The organism is Streptomyces sp. LUP30 (assembly GCF_001746365.1).
In the GTDB taxonomy this organism is placed as follows: domain Bacteria; phylum Actinomycetota; class Actinomycetes; order Streptomycetales; family Streptomycetaceae; genus Streptomyces.
Genome location: NZ_MJAJ01000001.1, coordinates 39948 through 58934, shown reverse-complemented (window position 1 = coordinate 58934; position 18987 = coordinate 39948). Strand labels below are relative to the sequence as shown.

Annotated in this window: 17 protein-coding genes and 3 pseudogenes; 9 read left to right on the top strand and 11 right to left on the bottom strand. The window is 70.4% G+C overall.

Features of this window, described 5'->3' with window-relative positions; genetic code table 11:
* Positions 1-471: 471 nt before the first annotated feature.
* On the top strand, positions 472-3198 hold the full coding sequence (locus BG482_RS00275; protein ID WP_176741284.1) for a hypothetical protein: 2727 nt from the start codon (positions 472-474) through the stop codon (positions 3196-3198).
* 313 nt (positions 3199-3511) lie between these two features.
* On the opposite strand, the gene BG482_RS44665 is transcribed toward BG482_RS00275, so the two are convergent.
* The 3 genes and pseudogenes from BG482_RS44665 to BG482_RS44655 form a co-directional block, all read right to left on the bottom strand.
* A complete protein-coding gene (locus BG482_RS44665) occupies positions 3512-4078 on the bottom strand; it encodes a hypothetical protein (protein ID WP_256096131.1) in 567 nt (188 codons plus the stop codon).
* 1279 nt (positions 4079-5357) lie between these two features.
* Positions 5358-6074 carry a helicase associated domain-containing protein gene (locus BG482_RS44660; protein ID WP_256096166.1) on the bottom strand — a complete coding sequence of 239 codons (717 nt, stop codon included), beginning with the start codon at positions 6072-6074 and terminating at the stop codon, positions 5358-5360.
* Positions 6002-6427, bottom strand: a pseudogene (locus tag BG482_RS44655) (helicase); the annotation flags it as partial. The pseudogene BG482_RS44655 and the gene BG482_RS44660, both read right to left, overlap by 73 nt.
* Before the next feature lie 120 nt (positions 6428-6547).
* Here BG482_RS44655 and BG482_RS00265 point away from each other — a divergent pair.
* A complete protein-coding gene (locus BG482_RS00265; RefSeq protein ID WP_069766748.1) occupies positions 6548-6763 on the top strand; it encodes a hypothetical protein in 216 nt (71 codons plus the stop codon).
* A gap of 759 nt (positions 6764-7522) precedes the next feature.
* Here BG482_RS00265 and BG482_RS00260 read toward each other — a convergent pair.
* Positions 7523-7810: a helix-turn-helix domain-containing protein gene (locus BG482_RS00260; protein ID WP_069766747.1), complete on the bottom strand. Its 288-nt coding sequence runs from the start codon at positions 7808-7810 to the stop codon at positions 7523-7525.
* Between BG482_RS00260 and BG482_RS00255 the strand changes: the two genes are divergently transcribed.
* Positions 7710-8483, top strand: coding sequence for a tyrosine-type recombinase/integrase (locus BG482_RS00255; RefSeq protein ID WP_141746504.1), 774 nt, complete (start codon positions 7710-7712; stop codon positions 8481-8483). The two genes, BG482_RS00260 and BG482_RS00255, sit on opposite strands and share 101 nt — an antisense overlap.
* Before the next feature lie 104 nt (positions 8484-8587).
* Here the strand turns inward: BG482_RS00255 and BG482_RS00250 are convergent, their stop codons facing one another.
* Positions 8588-9265 (bottom strand): response regulator transcription factor, encoded by a 678-nt coding sequence (locus BG482_RS00250; RefSeq protein ID WP_218108749.1) that lies wholly within the window; start codon positions 9263-9265, stop codon positions 8588-8590.
* Positions 9262-10515, bottom strand: coding sequence for a cell wall metabolism sensor histidine kinase WalK (locus BG482_RS00245; protein WP_256096130.1), 1254 nt, complete (start codon positions 10513-10515; stop codon positions 9262-9264). Before BG482_RS00245 ends, BG482_RS00250 begins: the two co-directional genes overlap by 4 nt.
* A 125-nt stretch (positions 10516-10640) precedes the next feature.
* Between BG482_RS00245 and BG482_RS00240 the strand changes: the two genes are divergently transcribed.
* From BG482_RS00240 to BG482_RS00230, 3 genes are read left to right on the top strand one after another with little or no spacing between them, the layout of a single operon-like run.
* Positions 10641-11588, top strand: coding sequence for an ABC transporter ATP-binding protein (locus BG482_RS00240; protein ID WP_069766744.1), 948 nt, complete (start codon positions 10641-10643; stop codon positions 11586-11588).
* Positions 11585-13147 (top strand): ABC transporter permease subunit, encoded by a 1563-nt coding sequence (locus tag BG482_RS00235; protein WP_069766743.1) that lies wholly within the window; start codon positions 11585-11587, stop codon positions 13145-13147. Before BG482_RS00240 ends, BG482_RS00235 begins: the two co-directional genes overlap by 4 nt.
* A gap of 23 nt (positions 13148-13170) precedes the next feature.
* The gene (locus tag BG482_RS00230; RefSeq protein WP_069767027.1) at positions 13171-13980 is read left to right on the top strand and encodes an ABC transporter permease subunit; all 810 of its coding nucleotides are present in this window, start codon (positions 13171-13173) and stop codon (positions 13978-13980) included.
* Positions 13981-14088: 108 nt separating this feature from the next.
* Here BG482_RS00230 and BG482_RS00225 read toward each other — a convergent pair whose 3' ends face one another.
* Positions 14089-14610 carry a transposase gene (locus tag BG482_RS00225; RefSeq protein ID WP_256096165.1) on the bottom strand — a complete coding sequence of 174 codons (522 nt, stop codon included), beginning with the start codon at positions 14608-14610 and terminating at the stop codon, positions 14089-14091.
* Between BG482_RS00225 and BG482_RS43620 the strand changes: the two genes are divergently transcribed.
* Complete coding sequence (locus tag BG482_RS43620; protein ID WP_069766741.1) at positions 14578-14763, top strand: hypothetical protein; 186 nt, start codon at positions 14578-14580, stop codon at positions 14761-14763. The genes BG482_RS00225 and BG482_RS43620 overlap by 33 nt on opposite strands.
* 151 nt (positions 14764-14914) lie before the next feature.
* Here BG482_RS43620 and BG482_RS00215 read toward each other — a convergent pair whose 3' ends face one another.
* Positions 14915-15775, bottom strand: a complete 861-nt coding sequence (locus BG482_RS00215; protein WP_069766740.1) for an alpha/beta fold hydrolase — start codon at positions 15773-15775, stop codon at positions 14915-14917.
* Positions 15776-15928: 153 nt separating this feature from the next.
* On the bottom strand, positions 15929-16486 hold the full coding sequence (locus BG482_RS00210; protein ID WP_069766739.1) for a terminal protein TpgA2: 558 nt from the start codon (positions 16484-16486) through the stop codon (positions 15929-15931).
* 2 nt (positions 16487-16488) lie between these two features.
* Between BG482_RS00210 and BG482_RS42110 the strand changes: the two are divergent.
* A pseudogene (locus BG482_RS42110) lies at positions 16489-16746 on the top strand (ATP-binding protein); the annotation flags it as partial.
* Positions 16747-16832: 86 nt separating this feature from the next.
* On the opposite strand, the gene BG482_RS00200 reads toward BG482_RS42110, so the two are convergent.
* A complete protein-coding gene (locus tag BG482_RS00200; protein ID WP_069766737.1) occupies positions 16833-17669 on the bottom strand; it encodes an alpha/beta fold hydrolase in 837 nt (278 codons plus the stop codon).
* Complete coding sequence (locus BG482_RS00195) at positions 17666-18259, bottom strand: TetR/AcrR family transcriptional regulator (protein WP_069766736.1); 594 nt, start codon at positions 18257-18259, stop codon at positions 17666-17668. The genes BG482_RS00200 and BG482_RS00195 overlap by 4 nt, the downstream gene beginning before the upstream one ends.
* A 347-nt stretch (positions 18260-18606) precedes the next feature.
* Here BG482_RS00195 and BG482_RS00190 point away from each other — a divergent pair.
* A pseudogene (locus tag BG482_RS00190) lies at positions 18607-18939 on the top strand (XRE family transcriptional regulator); the annotation flags it as partial.
* Positions 18940-18987: the final 48 nt, after the last annotated feature.

Sequence of the window (18987 nt, the reverse complement as noted above, 5' to 3'; positions counted from 1 at the left end):
TCTGCTCATGTCCCTTGGCCAGAGTGAAGGAGGAAAGGGCGGGGCCGGATGGGCGGAGCGGCCGCGGCCGGGGATCGGGGCGCGCTCAGCCGATTGCGCGTCGGCCGGGACCGCCGCGCCAAGCCGCCGTCAGTGGGGCGGCGACGTCAGGCGGGGGCCGCCGCTCGAAGGACGCCGTACGCGAGGACGGCAACCGCGACCAGGGCGCCGACCCGCGCCGAGTCGGACGAGATCGGTCGCCAGCGGGACATCTGCGGGCTGTGCCCACCGGGCGGCAGGCGCGCGTCCGGACTGGGTTCGTCGGCCTACGGCCTCCGGCCTCCGGCCCCCGCGCAGACAACCCCGGCGCACCCCTCCCCGTCCTAGGTGACGCGAGAGACGCCCGGGACCGACGGGACGTCTGCGCACAGGGTTGTGAGGAGAGGATCATTGATCCGTGCCCGGCGAATATGTGCGACCGCCGTGGCGGTGATGGCGGCCCTGGCGGGCTCGCCCGGACCGGCACACGCACAACTGCCGCGACAGGCATGGCCGTTGACGACGACCAAGGCCGAGCCACTCCCATCGGGCTGGCGGATCGACGGGGAGGGCGGGACGCGTGAGCTGGTGTGGCGTGCGCCGAAGACCGTCCCCCTGGGGGATGCGCGGGTCGAGTTCCGTGCGGGTGACCGGCTGCTCGGGGCGCCGGAGCAGGCGAGGGACGGGCGGACCTTCCGGCTCGCCCTCGGCGAGATGCGGACGGAGCGGCTGACGGGCCTACGGGTGACTGCCGCCGGGCGCCGACTGGACGCGGCGCCCGACGGCATGCAAAAGTTCCCCTCGTACAAGGGCCGGACGCCCGTGCCCGCGCCCGCGAACGGCGTGGACCCGGGCAGACCCGGCTCGTACCGGACGGTGACCGGCGCGTACGACCTCGCCCCGGTCCGCCTGCCGGGGTACGCCTCCCCCGTGGAGATGAGCGCCCAAGTGGTGGCGCCGAAGGGGGCGACCGGCAGTCGGCCGCTGGCGCTGTTCCTGCACGGTCGCCACGACACCTGCTACAAGCCGGGCTCCGGGGACGACGTGAACGCCGACTGGCCCTGCGCGAACGGCTACCAGCCCATTCCGAGCTATCTGGGCTACCTGCGCGACCAGCAACTGCTGGCTTCGCAGGGCTATGTGACGGTGTCGATCTCCGCGAACGGCATCAACGCCCAGGACTCGGAGACCGAGGACGCCGGCGCTCAGGCGCGTTCCTCGCTCGTACGGCAGCACCTCGCCCACTGGGCCGACTGGTCCGCCCATCGCTCCTCCGCCCCGGCCGTCATACGCGGGGCACCGAAGGCCGACCTGTCGCGGGTCCTGCTCGTCGGTCACTCGCGCGGCGGCGAGGGCGTCAACCGGGCCGCCATGGACAGCCTCTACCCGCCGCCGCCCGCCGAGGACGGCTCCCCGGGCCCGGTGCGCTGGAAGGTGCGCGGGACCGTGCTGATCGCACCCACGATCTTCGGCCAGAATCCCGTCGCCGACGTGCCGTCCGTGACGCTCCTGCCGGGCTGTGACGGCGACGTGTCGGACCTGCAGGGCGAGGACTTCGTCGACGGCACGCGCGGGATCGGCCGGGGCACGGCACTGCACAGCGCGGTGTACCTGATCGGCGCCAACCACAACTACTTCAACGGCGAGTGGACGCCGGGCGAGGCCGTCGCACCGGCCAGGGACGACTTCAGGGCCGACCCGGAGCAGCCCGACCCGGTGTGCGCACCGGATGCCGCCACTCGGCTGACCGCCGCCCAGCAGCGCAAGGCGGGCGCCACGTACATCGCCGCCGCGGCCCGGCTCTTCCTCAACGGGGACGACCGAGTGCGTCCGCTGCTCGACGGTTCCGGCAGGCGGGCCGCATCCGCGGACCCGGCCCGGGTACTGACCCACGCCGTGGGCGGCCGCCGCGGCGGCGGTTTCTTGCCGGACGGCGGGGCGAGGGTGACCGGCGCCCGGCTGTGTTCGGCGATCGACCCCGACCCGGCCGTGGCCTGTCTGGACCCGGAGAACCCCGGATCGTCACCGCACTTCGTGTCGTGGGAGACGGGACAGGAGACCGGCCGCGGCGCGGTGGCCCTGAAGTGGTCCGCGCCGGGGACGGCCGCGCGGATCACTCCACCCCGACCGCTCTCACTGCGCGGGTCGCAGAAGCTCGCGCTCCGGGTCTTCGTACCGCCGAACACCGCCGGCACCAAGTTCGACGTGTCCGTCACCGACTCCCGCAGCCGCACGGCCACGCTGGGCCGGGTGGAGATGGCCGGACTTCCGGGCTCCGCGGCCACCGCGTCCTACTGGGCTCAGGAACTGCGCGTCCCACTGTCGGCCGCGACGCGGGCCGGACTCGATCTCGCGCATGTCAAGTCCCTTGCGCTGACGCCCCGTTCGCGGTCCGGGCAGGCCTGGCTGATGGACGCCTGGGGCTGGGCGCCCGGCACTTCGGCGGTGAAGGAGGCCGCACTGCCGCGTGTCGACGTCGGCCGCACGATCGTCAAGGAGGGCGACTCGGGCACCCGCACCTACCGGATCCCGGTCACGCTCTCCGGGCACGGCAGCGGACAGGTCCGCGTGTACGTCCTCGACCCGGACGGCGGCCGGGCCGAGAACCGGCTCGTGACCGTACGGCCCGGAAGCCACACGATCGACGTGCCGGTCGAGATCGAGGGCGACACGGTCTTCGGCGACGACGTGGAGCACGACATCGCCGTCAAGGCCGTCCACAACGCGGTCGTCGGCAAGCACCGGGGCGGCCTCACCGTCGAGAACGACGACCCCGAGCCGGTGATCACCATGTCGCCGGTCGCGGACCGGGTGACCGAGGGAGCCACGCTGACCTGGCGGTTGTCCGTGGAGACGCCCGCGGCGGCCGACATCTGGCAGCCGGTGCGGGTGCTCGCGGCCGCCGAGGGCGCCGAGCTGTCCACCAAGGACGTGGACCCGCAGTGGCTCAAGGAGTGGTCCGGTGACGTGCCCGACCCCGAGCGGCCGCTGTCCCAGGCCCACCTGTGGGCGTGGCTGAACATCCCCGCCGGGAGCACGAGCGTGGACTTCGTCGTGCCGAGCGTCCAGGACCAGATGGCCGAGCCGACAGAGTCGGTGCGCGTCGCACTGACCGACCGCAACGCCAAGCCGCTGCCCGACAGACCGGTGCTGACGGGGACGGTGCTCGACCAGCAATGAACACGAGGTACGAGGGATCGTAAGCCCCGTCGCGCGCGGGCCCGGCTCGCCGATGTCCGGGCCCCACGCGTGACGAGACCTTTCGAGTCAACCGGTGGACCGGTCAGTCAGCCAGTCCGCCATCCAGTCGGGCAGCCGGCCGGTCGGCTGCGTGGCTCGCGCCGTCGGGTGAACTCCGGTGCGCACGGCCGTCATCATGGCGGCCGCGCACGAATCGGTCAGGGCGCCCTCGGTCCAGCGTGGGTCTCGGTGGCGCGGCCGTAGGCGAAGACATCGTGCTGACCTGCGGCAAGGCGCTCCTGGAGAGTGGAGATCAGGTGGGTGCGCCTCTCCCCTCCGGGGGGGGCGGGGTTCCTAGTGCCCCACCCCGTGCAACGGGTGCAAATCCGGGATGCGAAGCGGTGACGGGGAGCAGTTCGTGGGTTCCGGCCAGGCCGTCGGAGTCATGAGGGGCCAGCCAGCCGTCGAGGGTGAGGCGTTCCTGGGGCGCGGTCATGGTCGAACGGCCGTGGCCGGTGGCCAGCGCAGCGCGGCGGCAGTCGAGGGCGAGCACCGCGGTGCCGGCGCGCAGGGCGAGCAGGCCCCGCAGATCGAGGGCGGCGCGGTCGGCGGGGCCGGACTCGGTGGCCCAGCGCTCCGGGCAGACGTCGGCGGCGGCCTGGAGCTGCTCGACCAGGGCGACGACGTGGGCGAGGTTCTCGGTCCACGCCGGGGTGTCCTCGGGCAGCGGCAGGGTGGCCGCGTACGGCACGCAACGGGCCCACTGGCGGGCCTGTACGTCGGGGAGTACGGCGCGCAGCGTGCCCCGGCGGGTGTGGGTGCACGCGTGCAGCAGCCCGCCCTCGCGGTGGCGGCGCTCGGCCAGCAGCCGCTCGACCATCGGTCCACGTCCAGCGGCGCAAGGTGAGGCGGACCAGCACGGCGGCCAGCGCCTCGCTGACCTTGTCGTCGGCCGGGCGGCGGGTGAGCAGACGCGAGGTCTCCTCGTCCACCGTGGGGTTCACGGTGCCGGGCAGGCGCGGGCCCGGCTCGTCGTCGAGGACCTGGACGGCGTCGTGGCGAACCCGGCGCACGCGGACGTCGGGCGCGGCGGGGATGGCGTCGAGGACCAGGAGCAGCCGCACGAACGCGTCGGTGGGGTTGTTGAGGCCACCGCCACAGGGCGGGGCGCGCCCCCGCTCGAGAGGGCCCAGACCATGGCGCTCCCCGTCCGCACCTACAAGGTGATCAACTCCAGCACGCTCACGGACGAGGTAGTCCGCTTCCGCGTGACCGCGCCCGCCGGATCCGTCGGCACCTTGGCCAGTTGCAGTATCAAAGGGCCGGGCCGAGGGCCTGTCCGCCTTCTTGCCTATGCGGATGCTGGTGACCCGCCCGCACCGGCCGGGTCGGCGGCCGGTAGTGCTCCTGGTGGCGGGTCGGGTGGTGGCTGGGGAGTGGCGGCGGGGGCTGTGGCTTGCCGGTAGCTGATGATGGCTTGGATTCTTTTTTCGGGGTCTGTTATCTGGTCGAGGGTGGCTGCGAATTTCTCATCGACCAGTGTTCCTTTTCGTTGTCGTGAGTGTTCGAGGACGAGGCTGGTGAGGGGGACGGCGAGGTATGCCGCGATGACGATGACTCCGACGGCCCACCAGGGTGCACCGCCCAGGGCACCGGCGAGGACAGCGGGGAGTCCGGCCAGAAGGCCGGCGATCGGGCCAAGGGAGGACGAGTTCATCGCGTGGATGCCCTTCCAGCACGTGACGGCTGGGCCGCCTCATGCCTGAACGAGCCGTGCAGGGACGGCTGGGACGGGGAGAGGCGGCACAGGTGTGCCGTGGTGTGAGGGCATGCCGAAGGCCGGCGTCGCCATAGGGCGGGCCGGTGGTGTTTTACGGCAGGCCTGTCAGCCCCTTGGGGGACCGGTTCGCTGGTCCCGTGGGGTTTTTCAGAGGCTTTGCTCGGCGGTTCTAGCGGAGGTTTTCTTCGGCTTTTTGGGCAGGGCGGGTCAAGAGAGGCAGCTAACAAAAAGACTGCTGATAAAGCCCTTAAGCCGGTTCATTAACCTTTTCCGCGTTGCCTTTCTCTTGCTCGTCGGACGGGTGCGCTCTGCTGTGGGCACGCCGGACGTGCCACCAGTATCACTCATCGCAGCGCCGTCTGGGGCCTGTTCTGCCAGATCAGTCCCGAAGTTCTCGTCGGTCGCTGCTGGTTGAGGGGAGGCGGCCGCCCAGGGACGGATGGCGCCGGTGTCGGCCAGAGCGATTCAGACGCTGATCAGGCCGGCTGTGGTGAGGAGGTGTTGTTGGTCGGGGTGGAGGAGGGGCCAGGTACGTCGCTGCCGTTGGTTGGAGCCATTGGCGGATGGCGGGGGTGTGGCGGTGGATGTGGGCGTGGTGGTAGGCGCGTTGCCACAGGATGGGCCAGGGTGGGTTCCACCAGGGGTCGATCGTGGCGAGTGCTTGCTGGGTGGGGGAGGGGCTGCTGCGTTTCTTGGCGAGTTCGCGTTGGCGGTTGAGCCATTCGCCGAGGGGGAAGCCGTCGTGGACGGTCTTGATCGGCGGGCAGAGGTGGCCGTGTTCGCTGGCCCAGGTACGGGCGTGTGTGAGGGCTTCGGCGTGGGGCCGGGGGCGCGGGCTTGGCGGCCACTGTTCGGCTGTCTGAGCGGTGATGCCGATCGTGTTTCGAAGGCCGGCGCTGCGGCAGGGGAGCGGTGCAGCAGCCGGACGTGCCGCCGCTGGGCCTCGATCACCTCCGGGCAGCGGCCCAGGGGCACAGGCAGCCCGCTGGTGTGGGGCAGATAGAGGAGCCAGTACCGGTGGCGTGCGCAGACCCGCTGCTCGGGTGCCAGGTACCGGCGGGCGGGCACGTCGCGTCCGGTGCGGGCGGCGGTGCATGCGGGGCAGGCCGGTCCCCAGGCGGTGACGGCCTCCTCGCCGCGCAGCAGTCGCCCGGCCGGTCCGGTCCCGTGCTTTCCGCTCGGTTCTTCCCTCGTCCATGCGGGCAGTTCCTGCTCGAGCACGTGTTGCGGAACGTGGCAGAGGGCGGAAACGCGGGCGCGGGCCTGGGTGTTGAGGTGAATCTCGCTGTCCGGGTACAGCATCCCGGTGAGGTTGCGCTGGCCGCCGACATCGGTGACGGCGGCCAGCACGTCACGGATGCCGAGGTGGTAGCGGACGGCGATCCTGGTCAGGAACGACAGCGTCAGCTCCCCGCTCAGCGGAGCGATGCGCCCTGCCGCGCCGCCCATGATGGGCACGATCCCGCCGGATGCTGCCCGTTCACGTCCCGTCCGTCTGCCCCGGGGCAGACGGACGGGTGCGGGCGTGCTGGAGCGGTGCGCCATTGCGGATGCTTTACCGCTTTTGTCGTGAGGGCCGGGGGGCAGACCACCCGCGAGCAAGCGCTCCGGCAGATCGAGGGCGGCCACGCCGACGCCGTGGTCGTGGGCCGGGCCCACATCGCCAACCCCGACCTGGTCGAGCGCTGGCAGGGGGGCCACCCGGAGAACGAGCCGCGGCCGGAACTGTTCTACGGGCCGAGCGCCGAGGGCTACACCGACTACCCCGTCCTCGAAGCGGCTTGAGGCCCCAGGGTCACGCCTGTCCATGCGCCAGCCGCACTCACACATGGACAGGCGCCCGACCGGCGACACTGTGCCCGCCCCTGCGAGTCCGCGGCGCAGAGGTGGATTCTGGCGGCCTTCCAGGTCTGTGCCATGTCCACGAAGCGGACTGGTGGAGCTGGGCGGCGACCGTCATCGGCGCTGTCGGCCTGAACCTGTTCTCGGAAGCCGCAACGGCCTCACCGCAGTGAGCAGTGCGAGCCGTCACGAAATATCGCGTCAGTGGTCAGCCACTAGTAGTGACCCAAAAGTCCCCGGTGCAATTTGTCGGGTCGGAGCCTGAGTTCCAATGCCCACGGCACGGCCGTATGAGCATGCCTTGGCCTTCGGGGAGGTCCTTGTTCTTGTACCTGACGGACCCATTTCCGCCCTGGTTGTATATGTACCCGTACCTGATCGTAGTTCCGTCAGGCTTCCGCACGCTCCAATACCCGACAGCAGAATGCGAGTCGGCAAGATTGTCCTTTACTCTGAACCAGTCACCATCCGCGCTGAAACAGACTTCGGCATACACATTTTCGGCGCACTTCCAGGGTCCGCTCGATGAGCTTGACGTCGCGGTTGCGAGATCGTTCTCCTGGGTCAAGGCAGAGGCTTGCGTGATGGCGAATACCGTCGCTACCGCGGTTGTGGCCGCCGTTATCGCGATACGCCAGCCAGCGAAGGCCAATGTGGAACGTTTACTCATTTTAATTCCTATTCCGTCGAGCAGCGAGATGGTCAGACCAGTGTGAGTGGTGAGTGTTGGACCTGTCGTTGGCTACGCGTCCACGGTTCGTTGTCGCTGCGTCTGCTCGGCCCCTGCCCGGTCTCCGTCTGTACCTGTACGCGGTACTCGATGGGCGAGACCCCGAACGCTCTGCGGAAGGCGCGCGTGAAGTCGGAGGCGCGGACCAGGCCCCAGCGGGTGGCGGCGGTGGTATGGACGGGTGTGAAGCTGAGATTGGGGTTCGCCAGGTCGCGGCGGGCGCATTCGAGGCGCTGGGCGCGGATCCAGGCCTTGTTCACGGCGTGGCGTTGTCATCTGCCCGGTGTGCGGCGCACGGGGTTCTTGGCGGCGGCACGGGATTATGTGGCCGCTTCGCTGTGGCGGCGGGTGGGCTTGCGGATCAACGAGACGGTCGGCCTGGAGGTGGGGGACTGGTATCGGCAGGCAGGGACCCGGGGGATGCTGCACGTGCGCTGCGGCAAGGGCGCGAAGGGCAGCGGGCCCCGGCAGCGGCTGGTGCCGGCGATCGACGGGGTGGACCGGTTGCTGGCGTGGTGGCTGTCGCAGGTGCGCGGTCAGTTCGGTGACGAACTGGCCGGTGGGCGGGCGGCGTTGCTGCCCAGCCGTTTTCACGCTACCGCCGGTGGTGGTCTGCGTCCGGCCTGTGCGGTGACCTTGCGCCAGGGCCTTGCGCAGGCGGTCGAGCGGTGGCTGCCGGCCTGGTCGGGCCGGTTGACGCCGCATCCGCTGCGGCACTTTTGCGCCTCCCACCTCTATCACCAGGGGATGGGCCTGGAGGCGATCGGTGCGTTGCTGGGACACACGTGGCTGCCGACGACGGCCCGGTATGTCCATGTGCCGGCCGAGCGGATCGAGTGGTGCTGGCAGCAGGCGAACACCCGGGTGGCAGGGCGCCTGCTCGGCCCTGCGGGCACCCCTGCCGGCCGCAGTGACGGGGGAGATGAGCGTTGATGGGGAGGGAGGGGCGGATGCGGTGGGAACTGCGCCTGCGGGTGGCTGAGCGGGGGGTGTTCAAGGCGGTGGAGATGCGCCGGCTGCCGGCTGCGGCCCGCTGTTCAGTCGGGTGGGGCGCCTGTGTCGATGATCCGATACCCCACGCCGGGTGTGGTGGCGATGACCGGGGGGTCGCCGAGTTTGCGGCGCAGGCGGCTGATGGTCACCGTGACGGTGTTGGTGAACGGGTCGGCGTGTTCGTCCCAGACCTGTTCGAGGAGGGTTTCCGTGCTGAGAAAGGCGGGGGTCGCGTTCAGGAGGGCTTCGAGTACCGCGAATTCCTTGACGGAGAGGCCGAGTTGGTGGCCGTCGCGGCTGGCCGTGCGGCGCATCGGGTCGAGTTCGATGCCCGCCGCACTCAGGGTGCGGGACCGGGCGGCGGGGCGGCGGCGGGCCAAGGCGCGGATGCGCAGGATGAGTTCGGGAAAGTGGAAAGGCTTGGCGAGGTAGTCGTCGGCGCCCAGCGTCAGGCCGCTGACGCGGTCGCCGGGTGAGTCGGCGGCGGTCAGCATGAGGACCATCACGCGACTGTCCCGCTCGGTGATCATCTGGCAGAGGGTGTCGCCGTGGATGCCTGGCAGGTCGCGGTCGAGTACGACGACGTCGTACGCGTTGACGTCCAGCTTGGCCGCGGCGTCGAGTCCGTCGTGGGCCACGTCCACGGCCATGCCCTGGTCGCGCAGTCCCTCGGCGATGACTTCGGCGAGGGTGCGGGCGTCCTCGACCACCAGGACTCTCAATGCGCCACGCCCGTCTCTGTGTTGGGGGCTTCCGCCGTCGCCCTGCCGTCCGTATGGGGGAGGGTGATGGTGACGCGCAGGCCGCCGTCGGGGCGGGCGCGCAGGTCCAGGGTGCCGTGGTGGGCCTGGGTGATGGCCGCGACGATGGAGAGGCCGAGGCCGCTGCCCTGGCCGGTGCCGGTCCGGTCGGCGCCAAGGCGGCGGAAGGGCTGCGCGAGGTCCGCCACCCGCCGCTGGTCGAGGACCGGTCCGCTGGACTCGATGACGAGGGACACTGCGCCTGCGTCGTCTCCTTCGGCCCGTACCGCGACACTGATCCAGCCCCCGGGGTCGTTGTGCGCGATCGCGTTGTCGACCACGTTGTCGGCTACGCGGCGCAGCAGCGTCTGGCTGCCCCACACCCACGCGGAGTCGTCGATCCGGTTTTCACGCACGGTCAGGCCCTTGGCCGCGATGTCCTTTGCCCGTCCGGTGAGGGCGGTCAGCGCGAGTTGGCCGAGGGCGAGGCGCGCCGAGTCGGTGAACTCACCATGCTGGGTGCGAGCCAGGACGAGGAAACTCTCCAGCAGCCGGTCCACCTGGTCGAGTTCGGCGCGCAACCGGGCGGCCAGCGTGGCCGTGGTCTCGGGTACCGGGCCCGGCTTGGCGAGGGCCACATCCAGGGAGGCCCGCATCGTGGTGAGTGGGGTGCGCAGCTCGTGGGAGGCATTGGCGACGAAGAGGCGCTGGGCGTCGAAGGAGCCCTCCAGGCGGCCGAGGAGGTCGTCGATGGTGTCGGCGAGGTCCTTCACCTCGTCGGCGGGGCCGCCGATGGCCAGGCGTTCGTGCAGGCTGTCGGCGGTGATCCGGCGGGTGGCCGCTGTCATCACGCGCAGCGGGCGCAGCACCCGGCCGGCGACGAACCAGCCGAGGCCGACCGAGATCACCGCCATGACGCCGAGGGCGCTGGCGGATCCGATCACGATCTGCCGGGACTGGGTGTCGTGCGCCTGGGCCAGCTGTTGCTCGAGCTCGTCGATGCGGCCCTGGGCCTGTGCCGCAGTGACGGGCTGATCGGTGCCGCCATCGGGGGCGGTCTGGCTGGAGCGCGATCCGCCGGATGCCACCACGGCCGCGATGGCCAGCAGCGCCGTTCCCGACAGCAGGAACAGGGTCACGTACAAGGCGGTGAAGCGGGTGCGGGCAGTGCCACGGCGCAGGCCGAGCCGGGCGGTCAGGCCCGCAAGCCGTGGGGGCGGACCCCATTTCATCCGCATGCTCCCCTCTCGCCGGCGCACCAGGACACGTACTAGGCCAGGCTAGGCCGAGGCGCCTAACAGCGAGATGACAGTGGCCGTTCGGCCCCTGTAACTCGCTCCGTCACAGAGTGGGGCCCATGAGCGATGAGAGTACGAAGGCGACGATCGAGGTCATCGGTCTGCGTAAACGCTTCGGGCCACAGCTGGCTTTGGACGGAATGACGTTCACCGTGCGGCCCGGACGGGTGACCGGCTTCGTCGGCCCGAACGGCGCGGGCAAGTCCACCACCATGCGCGTGATCCTGGGCCTTGACGCGGCTGAGGAGGGAAAGGCCCTGGTCGACGGGGTGCCGTACCGCACCCTGCGTCGCCCGCTTCGGCATCTGGGGGCACTGCTCGACGCCTCCGCGCTGCAGCCGAGCCGCACCGCCCGTAATCACCTGCTGTGGCTGGCCCACTCACAGGGGGTCCTGGCCCGGCGCGTGGACGAGGTCATCGAACAGGCCGGCCTGGGCACGGCGGCCCGGCGAAAGGCCGGCGGCTTCTCGCTGGGCATGCGCCAGCGCCTGGGGATCGCGGCGGCGCTGCTCGGTGACCCGCCGGTGGTCATGCTGGACGAGCCTTTCAACGGCCTCGACCCCGACGGCATCGTCTGGATGCGCGGCTTCCTGGTGGAGCTGGCCCGGCAGGGCCGCGCCATCCTGGTCTCCAGTCACCTGATGAGCGAACTCCAAGACACCGCGGACCATCTCGTGGTGATCGGCCGTGGCCGGGTCGTCGCGGACACCAGCGTGTCCGAGCTGCTCGCCGAGGCATCCGGCGGCCGGGTCACCCTGCGTACCTCCGCGCCCTCGCGCGCCGCCCAGGTCCTGCACGGCGCAGGCGCCACCGTTCTCGCCACCGGCCCCGACACCCTCGGCGTCACGGGCCTGCCCGACGAGGAGATCGTGACCCTGCTTGCCCGGAACGGGGTGCCGTTCTCCCAGGTGTCCGCGCACAGGGCGACGCTCGAAGAAGCGTACATGGAGCTCACCCGGGACGCGGTGGAGTACCGGGGCATCTCGGCGGGGGAGGCCACCCGATGACAGCCACCCTCACTCTTCGCCCCCCGGCCACGAGGCGCGCTGAGCCGAGCGGGTTCCTCAGGACGCTGTACGCCGAGTGGACGAAGTTCCGTACGGTACGCGGCTGGGTCCTCGCCATGGCGGGGGCGCTCCTGGCGACGATCGTGGTCGGCTTGCTCGGAACGGCCGCCCCCGCCCCCGGCGGGGGCGGCGCCGACTCCGCCTCGTACCCGAAGGGCACCGGCGGCGAGGCCGTCAACGACAGTTTTTACTTCGTCCACAGGACACTCACCGGCGACGGCGCCCTCACCGTTCCCCTGCGGTCCCTGACCGGTGTGGCCGACACCGGGACCGGCAAGACAGCACAGAGCGCCCAGCCCTGGGCGAAGACAGGGATCATCTTGAAGGAAAGCCTCACCCAGGGATCCCCGTACGCGGCGGTCATGGCCACCGGCGGCCACGGCGTGCGCATGCAGTACGACTACACGCACGACACGGCGGGCCCTTCCGGCAAGGTCACCCAGGAGTCCCCGCGTTGGCTGCGCCTGGTCCGCTCCGGCGACAGCCTCACCGGTTACACCTCCACCGACGGCTCCCACTGGACCAAGGTCGGCCATGCGAAGCTGCCTGGGCTTGCGCGCCCCGTGCAGGCCGGGCTCTTCGCGACGTCACCGGAGGCGAAGCAGGACACAGCGGCGGGCGCGGGCTTCAGTCCCGCCGTGGCCACCGGCACCTTCGGCCGCCCCGCTCTCACCGGCGACTGGTCCCAGGGGGCGTGGCGCGGCACACAGGTGGGCGGCGACGCGGGCACCTCCGGCAGCTACACGAACACCACCAAGGGCGGCTTCGCCCAGACCGACGGCGGCGGGTTCACCGTGACCGGGGCCGGTGACATCGCACCGGTCGTCGGCGGGCCAGCCATGGGCGTCGGTTTCTCCGTCGAGAACTTCCTCGTCGGCACATTCGCCGGGCTGGTCGTGGTGATCACCGTGGGCACGGTGTTCATCACTGGCGAGTACCGGCGCGGTCTGCTGCGTACGACCATGGCGGCAACTCCCCTGCGGGGCCGGGTGCTTGGTGCCAAGGCGCTGGTGGCCGGGGGCGTCGCGTTCGCCATCGGCCTGGTCGCCGCCGCGATCACCATTCCCATCGGGGAACGCAGCGCGCGTGGCAGGGGCTTCCATGTCTTCCCCGTCACGTCGGCCACCGAAGCGCGCGTCATGGTCGGAACCGGCCTGCTCTGCGCAGCCGCCGCCGTGCTCGCCGTCGGTGTCGGTGCCCTGCTGCGGCGCAGCGGCACTGCGGTCGCCCTGGTCATCGCGTCGATCGTGCTGCCCTTCCTGCTTGCCACCTCCGGCGTACTGCCCCCGGGCGTCTCGGAGTGGCTGCTGCGGGTGACCCCGGCTGCGGGCTTCGCCATCCAGCAGACTCTCCCGCAGTACGCACAGGTGCTCAGCGTGTACGAGCCGTCGACCGGCTACTACCCGCTGGCGCCATGGGCCGGCCTCGCCGTGCTGTGCGGATACGCCGCGCTCGCCTTCGGTCTGGCCGTGCTGCGGCTGCGCGGGAGGGACGTATGAGTTTCCTGAGCGGTGCACGACTCATGAGCACGGCGGACGGCGCGTGGCGAGGGGACTTCGCCCGCGCCCTGCACGCGGAGTGGACGAAGCTGCGCACCGCAGGGGACATGGGCTGGTTGCTCCTGCTCGCCGTCGCGCTGACCGTGGCCGTCGGCTGCGGCACGGCCAAGGCCGTGAAGTGCCCGGACGCGGGGTGCGGCCAGGACGCCGTCAAGCTCGCCCTGACCGGCGTCACCGTCGGGCAGGCGGTCATCGCCGTCTTCGCGGTGCTGGCCGTCAGCGGCGAGTACGGCACTGGGATGATCCGCACCACGCTCATGGCGGTGCCGAACCGGATCACCGTCCTTACCGCCAAGGCGACGATCCTCACCACGGTCGTCCTCGCCTTTGGGACGGCTGCCATCCTGGTCTCCCTCCTCGCCGGCCACTACATCCTGCCCGGCAACGGATTCACCGAGGCGCACGACTATGCTCCGCTCTCCTTGGCCGACGGCCCGACCCTGCGCGCGGCCGTGGGCTCGGTCCTCTACCTCGTCCTCATCGCCCTGCTCGGCCTCGGCGTGGCGACCGCGGTACGGGAGGCGGCGAGCGCCATCGGGATCGTGCTCGGGCTGCTCTACCTCTTCCCGGTCGTCACGCGGGTGGTCAACGACCCGGAGTGGCAGCGCCACCTCCAGCAGATCTCGCCCATGACCGCCGGGCTCGCGATCCAAGCCACCGTCCATCTGCACGAGCTGCCCATCGGCCCATGGGCCGGCCTGGGCGTGCTCGCCACGTGGGCCGCGGCCGCGCTGCTGGTCGGCAGCCTGCTGCTGCACAGGCGCGACGCGTAGCCGAATCGAGCCGTCCGCGAGCACGGTGGCTTGGGGCCGCTCCCCGGCCCGGCGCCTCACCCGGTCAACGATCCAGCCGATCGGGATTGACGCCGGGCGGGCGGGTCTTCAGGATGCCGACCCGGACCCACTGTCCGCCGCCGATCGGGCGGCTTCCGCCTCGGGCACGGTGCGAGGGCCGGGGACCATGGACGTCCTGGCGGCGAGGGCGAGGTGTGAGTTCATGTCCAGCTCGAACCGACCGTAGGGGTTCACGCGGGTCCAGAACAGCGGGGACAGGGCCCGTCGGTCGGCGTCGGTGAGCCGCTTCTGCCACTTCTCCTCGCTCAGGATGTCCTGAAGCAGCAGGGTGTTGAGGTGCACCAGAGCGGACTGGAGCAGGTGCAGGGCGAGCATGGAGACCTCCTGGGACTCCTTGTCGGAGCCGGTCAGGTCGCCGTCCTTGCCGTAGAACAGGTCGTGGTTGGCGGAGTTCCAGTTCTCCACGACCTGGAGGCCGTCGTTGATCTCGCGGCGCAGGTCGGCGTCGGCGAGGTAGTCACAGATGAACGCCGTACGCACCGCCCGCCCAAGTTCCTCGATCGCGCGGTAGGTGGGGTGCTTGGGCCCGCCGCGCGTGAAGCGGCGCAGGACCTGCTCCAGCTCGCCGCGACCGTGATCTCCTCGTGGCTGGCCTGGCCCGCCTGGGCGGCGGCCCCCGTGACCCTGCTGGTCGCCGCCACCCTCGTCACGGAGCGTCGACGCTGGCGGTGGCTGGTCTCCGCGAACCGACTCGCCAACTGAAGCGCTCACCCGCCAACTGAAGCGCTGAGTCACAAGAGGTGTGACTGAGCACCACAATTGGCGGCTTTCGCCAACTGTGGTGCTGAAGGTTCTCGGACAGTTCCTCGGCCATGGGGGACGCAGGCCTCTCCGGCGGCGGAGCGAGCCAGCGTCAGCCGTTGAAGAAGTCGCCCAGGGTGGCGGAGAGCGGGCCGGGGGCTTCCTCGGCCACATGGTGGCCGGCGTCGATGCCGTGGCCCCGGACGTCGTCGGCCCAGTCGCGCCAGATGGTGCGCGGGTCGCCGTACAGGTCCTCCAGGTCGTCTCGTAGCGACCACAGGACCAGGACCGGGCAGTCGATCCGCGCGCCTCGGGCGCGGTCCGCCTCCTCGTGTTGGCGGTCCACGGTGAGCCCGGCGCGGTAGTCCTCCAGCATGGCGCGGACAACGTCTGGATTGCGGGTGGCGGTCCGCCACTCGTCGTGATTTTCCTGCCCCATGGCTTCGGGGTCGCCGCGGTACCAGGCGTCGGGATCGGCGTTGATGACGCGTTCGGGGATCTCCGGCTGGGCGAAGAAGAACCAGTGCCACCACGCGGTGGCGAACCGGGCATCCGCACGGGTCAGGTGCTCGCTCAGGGGCAGGCCGTCCAGGAACGCCACCCGGGTCACCGCGGAGGGGTGGTCCAGCACCAGGCGGAGCGCCACGGCAACCCCCCGATCGTGGCCGATGAGACCGAAGCGCTGGTGCCCGAGCGTCTGCATGACCTCGACCATGTCCTTCGCCACGGCGCGCTTGGAGTGCGGGACATGATCCAAAGCGGGCGCCGGGCCGCGGGAGCGCCCGTACCCGCGCAGGTCGGGGCAGACGACGCTGAAACCGCGCCGCACCAGGACGGGCGCGACCCGGTGCCAGGTCGCCGACGTGCGCGGGTGGCCATGCAACAACAGGAGAGGCGGGCCCTCGCCCCCGTACCGAACGAAGACGGACGCCTCACTGGTGCGCACCGTCCTGGTGGCGAATTCCTCGAACACGAAACGACCCTTTCGCTCCGGGGCCTGGTCCGCGCTACGCCACCTTCCCACCTGCCCATGAGGAGCCCTGGCACTCCGCCAACTGTCGAGCTCAGCCGCCAACTATCGCGCTCAGTCACAAGAGGGATGCTGTGCACCCGGCCGGCTCTGGGGTTAGTCGTCGAGGTCGAGGTAGTCGATGTCGTTGAGGGTCACGTCGGAGAGCCCCAAGGCGCGGCTGCCGCCGTCTTGGAAGTAGATCTCTTTGAGTCCTTCGGCGATGATCTGGCGCATCTGCTGGTCGCTGGCGCCGGTGTTGCGGGCGTGGAAGAGGCGTTGTGCGTAGGTGGGGGGGAGGTGGACGGTGAGGCGTCGGAAGCGTCCGTCGTCGGTGGTGCCGATGGGTGCGGTGTACCCGAAGCGGGCCCTGGTCTCCACCGTGATCCCGGTCGCGGTGGCCGCCTGTTTCTGTCGGCGTTTGCGGACCTGGGGCTGCCACCGTGCCCGTACGGCGTCGTCGATCCGGTCGGCGATGGCCTTTGGCGGGTGCTTGCGCTGGCCTTTGCGGTAGCGCTCCACCGACCGCTGGCTGACGCCGATCTCCTCGGCGACGGCCCGGGTCGTCTTGAGCTGCTTGATCAGGTAGCCGATCTGGCCCTTGAGCGTCTTGGGCGGCTGACGGGTGAACGCTTCGCGGTCGGCGCGCTCGATGGCGTCCTCGATCTCTGCCACGGGAGCTCGGCTACATGGAACTCGACCGCCACGGCGCCGAACTCCTCTTCCAGGTGCTGACCGAACGCGAGGAGAAGAACAGCGTCGCCATCGCCTCCAACGAATCGTTCGGCGGCTGGACCAAGACCTTCACCGACCCCCGCCACTGCGCGGCCATCGTCGACCGGCTCACCTTCAACGGCACCATCATCGAGACCGGCACCGACTCATACCGTCTCGCCAGCACCCGAGCACGCGCCGAGCACGCTGAAGCGAACTGAACTGGAGCCCCATGCTGATCCGCTGCCCAAAGGCAGCGGATCAGCATGACACCGGCCGCGAGGATTTCGCCATGTACGGCCCGAGTCTAGGCGCGGAAGGCCTTCCGAAGGCGTTCGCCGAACTCGGCTGGGTGCGTGGTCAGGCCGGTGTGCCCGCCTGGATAGTGCTGGAGTTCCGTGCCGAGACGCTCGGCCAGGAGAGCCGCAGGACGGTAGGGCAACTCGCCACGTGAGTCCTGGCCGCAGGCGAGCACGAGCCGGTCCGACAGCGCCTCCAGCCGGTGGATGTCAGGGGCGTAGGACATGAAGCTGGGCACGATGTGCCCGACGAAGTAGGGCAGGTTGGCCATTGTCCGCTCGGCCCGTGCCGCTGCCTGCGGCGGAAGCTTGAGCTCGACCTTCGTCTCGGTGGCGTCGCCGTCCTTCTTCAGACCCGCAGCGAACACAGCCATCGCCGGCATGAGCCCCTCTGTGCGGAGGGTCTCATGCACGTGTGCGATGAGCGCGCGATGTTCGGAGGCGTCCGGCAGGACCTCAACTAGCGGCGGCTCGTGTGCCACAAGGCGTTCGATGCGTTCGGGATGGGCGGTGAGCAGGTGCAGGGCGGCGATCGCGCCCGAGCTGGAGCCGAACACCCGGGCGGGCTCATCGGGAGACAGCAGTTCGAGCATCCGGAACGCGTCGTCGGCGTGTTCGGCCACGTGCTGCTCGGCCTCGGGGTCGTGCAGCGTGCTGCGGGACATGCCGCGCGGGTCGTAGGTCGCGACCGTGTATTCGGCGGCCAGGTCGTCTGCGATGCCGTCGTAGGAGGTCGTGTCGCCCGCCCCTCCGGGTATCAGCAGCAGGAGCGGTCCCTGGCCACGCACTTCGTAGTACAGGGTCGCGCCATTCACGCGCAGGCTGCCGATGGTCGGGGCGCTCATGAGGAGTCTCCTTCTCGGGACGGGGGCCAGTGCTCCAGGAGGGTGTGCAGGGCGTCGAGAGCGCGAACCCAGGAGTGTTGCGGCGAACGCTCATGCGCGAACCCGCCTGCGGCCTCCAAGGCGACGAACCCGTGGAACGTGCTGCGCAGCAACCGGACCGCGTCGGTCAGGTCAGGCTCGGCCAGGCCATAACTGCGCAGCATGCCGTAGGTCAGCTCGACCGCGCGCCGCGGTCCGGACGCTTTTGCGGCCAGCTCAGGGTCGATCTGGATCGGCGTCTGCGTCGCCATGTAGCGGCCCGGATGCTTGTGCGCGTATTCCCGCCAGGTATTGGCAAAGGCGACCAGCGCATCCTTGCCCGCCCGCCCGGAGGTCGCCTCCGCAATACGGATCGTCTTCTCGTCTGCCGCCAGCAGCGCGATCCGTCCGCGCAGATCCTCCAGACTGCGGACGTGCGTGTAGAGGCTCGCGTCCTTCACGCCCAGCCGTCGCGCTACCTGCGACATCGTCACCTGGTCGAACCCGACCTCGTCCGCCAGCTCGGCGCCCGCGAGCGTCACCCGCTCCGCCGTCAGCCCTGCCCGCGCCATGCACTCTCCTCGATCCTAGGGCTCCTAGTTTTAATCTAGGGATCCTAGGAATGCAAATGGGACGCTTCGCCGGTACTGCTGCTGCGGATGGCTCACCGCCCCCTCGGCCACCGTCGGATTCGCGGTCCTGGCTTCCACGTGATCACTGGCCACCTCCAGCAGATGCGCCACACCGCCAGCGAGTGGTGACCAGCGGCCAGACGCTGCGGACGCGACTCTGTGGAGCTGCTTCAAGACGCTGCCGTCATTTCCCGTGAACATCCAGAGAGCAGGCGATCACTGAACGCCGCCGGAACCGATGAACAAACGCTGTCGGTTGAAGTGAACGAAGCCACCTGGCCGACGCCGTCCGCGCCCGCTGGCAGCCGGGAGTCCGTGCCCGCGCTCGGAAGGTGGCGGCCACCTCGCAGGGAATCGTCATCGAGACCCGCGCGAGGTTCGGATTCACCGCCGCGCCCGGCACCACCGATGACGGACGCATGCGCCGTCTCACCCAGGTCCTGCCTCCCGGGTACGCGGCCCGGCTCTTCTCGGCCCGCGACCAGGGCGCGTCCGAGCGTGAGCTTGAGCGGATCGCGGCGGAAGGACTGCAGGAGGTCTATTTCAAGGACGGCGGCCGCCGCGCCGGGGATCTCACGGTCGAATTCACGGATATCGATTACATCGAATTCGGATTGTGATTTCCTGCCGCGCCGGCTGCCGCGAAGGGTGTGACTGATTCCCAATGA

Excerpts from the sequence above, each read along its gene's own strand:
- BG482_RS44660 (WP_256096166.1), bottom strand. The coding sequence starts at position 6,074 with ATGCACCGCCGCCCGCACCGGACGCGACGTGCCCGCCCGCCGGTACCT.
- BG482_RS00195 (WP_069766736.1), bottom strand. The coding sequence starts at position 18,259 with ATGGCGCGGGCAGGGCTGACGGCGGAGCGGGTGACGCTCGCGGGCGCC.
- BG482_RS00275 (WP_176741284.1), top strand. The coding sequence starts at position 472 with ATGGCGGCCCTGGCGGGCTCGCCCGGACCGGCACACGCACAACTGCCG.
- BG482_RS44665 (WP_256096131.1), bottom strand. The coding sequence starts at position 4,078 with ATGGTCGAGCGGCTGCTGGCCGAGCGCCGCCACCGCGAGGGCGGGCTG.
- BG482_RS00245 (WP_256096130.1), bottom strand. The coding sequence starts at position 10,515 with ATGAAATGGGGTCCGCCCCCACGGCTTGCGGGCCTGACCGCCCGGCTC.
- BG482_RS00240 (WP_069766744.1), top strand. The coding sequence starts at position 10,641 with ATGAGCGATGAGAGTACGAAGGCGACGATCGAGGTCATCGGTCTGCGT.
- BG482_RS00230 (WP_069767027.1), top strand. The coding sequence starts at position 13,171 with ATGAGCACGGCGGACGGCGCGTGGCGAGGGGACTTCGCCCGCGCCCTG.
- BG482_RS00200 (WP_069766737.1), bottom strand. The coding sequence starts at position 17,669 with ATGAGCGCCCCGACCATCGGCAGCCTGCGCGTGAATGGCGCGACCCTG.
- BG482_RS00235 (WP_069766743.1), top strand. The coding sequence starts at position 11,585 with ATGACAGCCACCCTCACTCTTCGCCCCCCGGCCACGAGGCGCGCTGAG.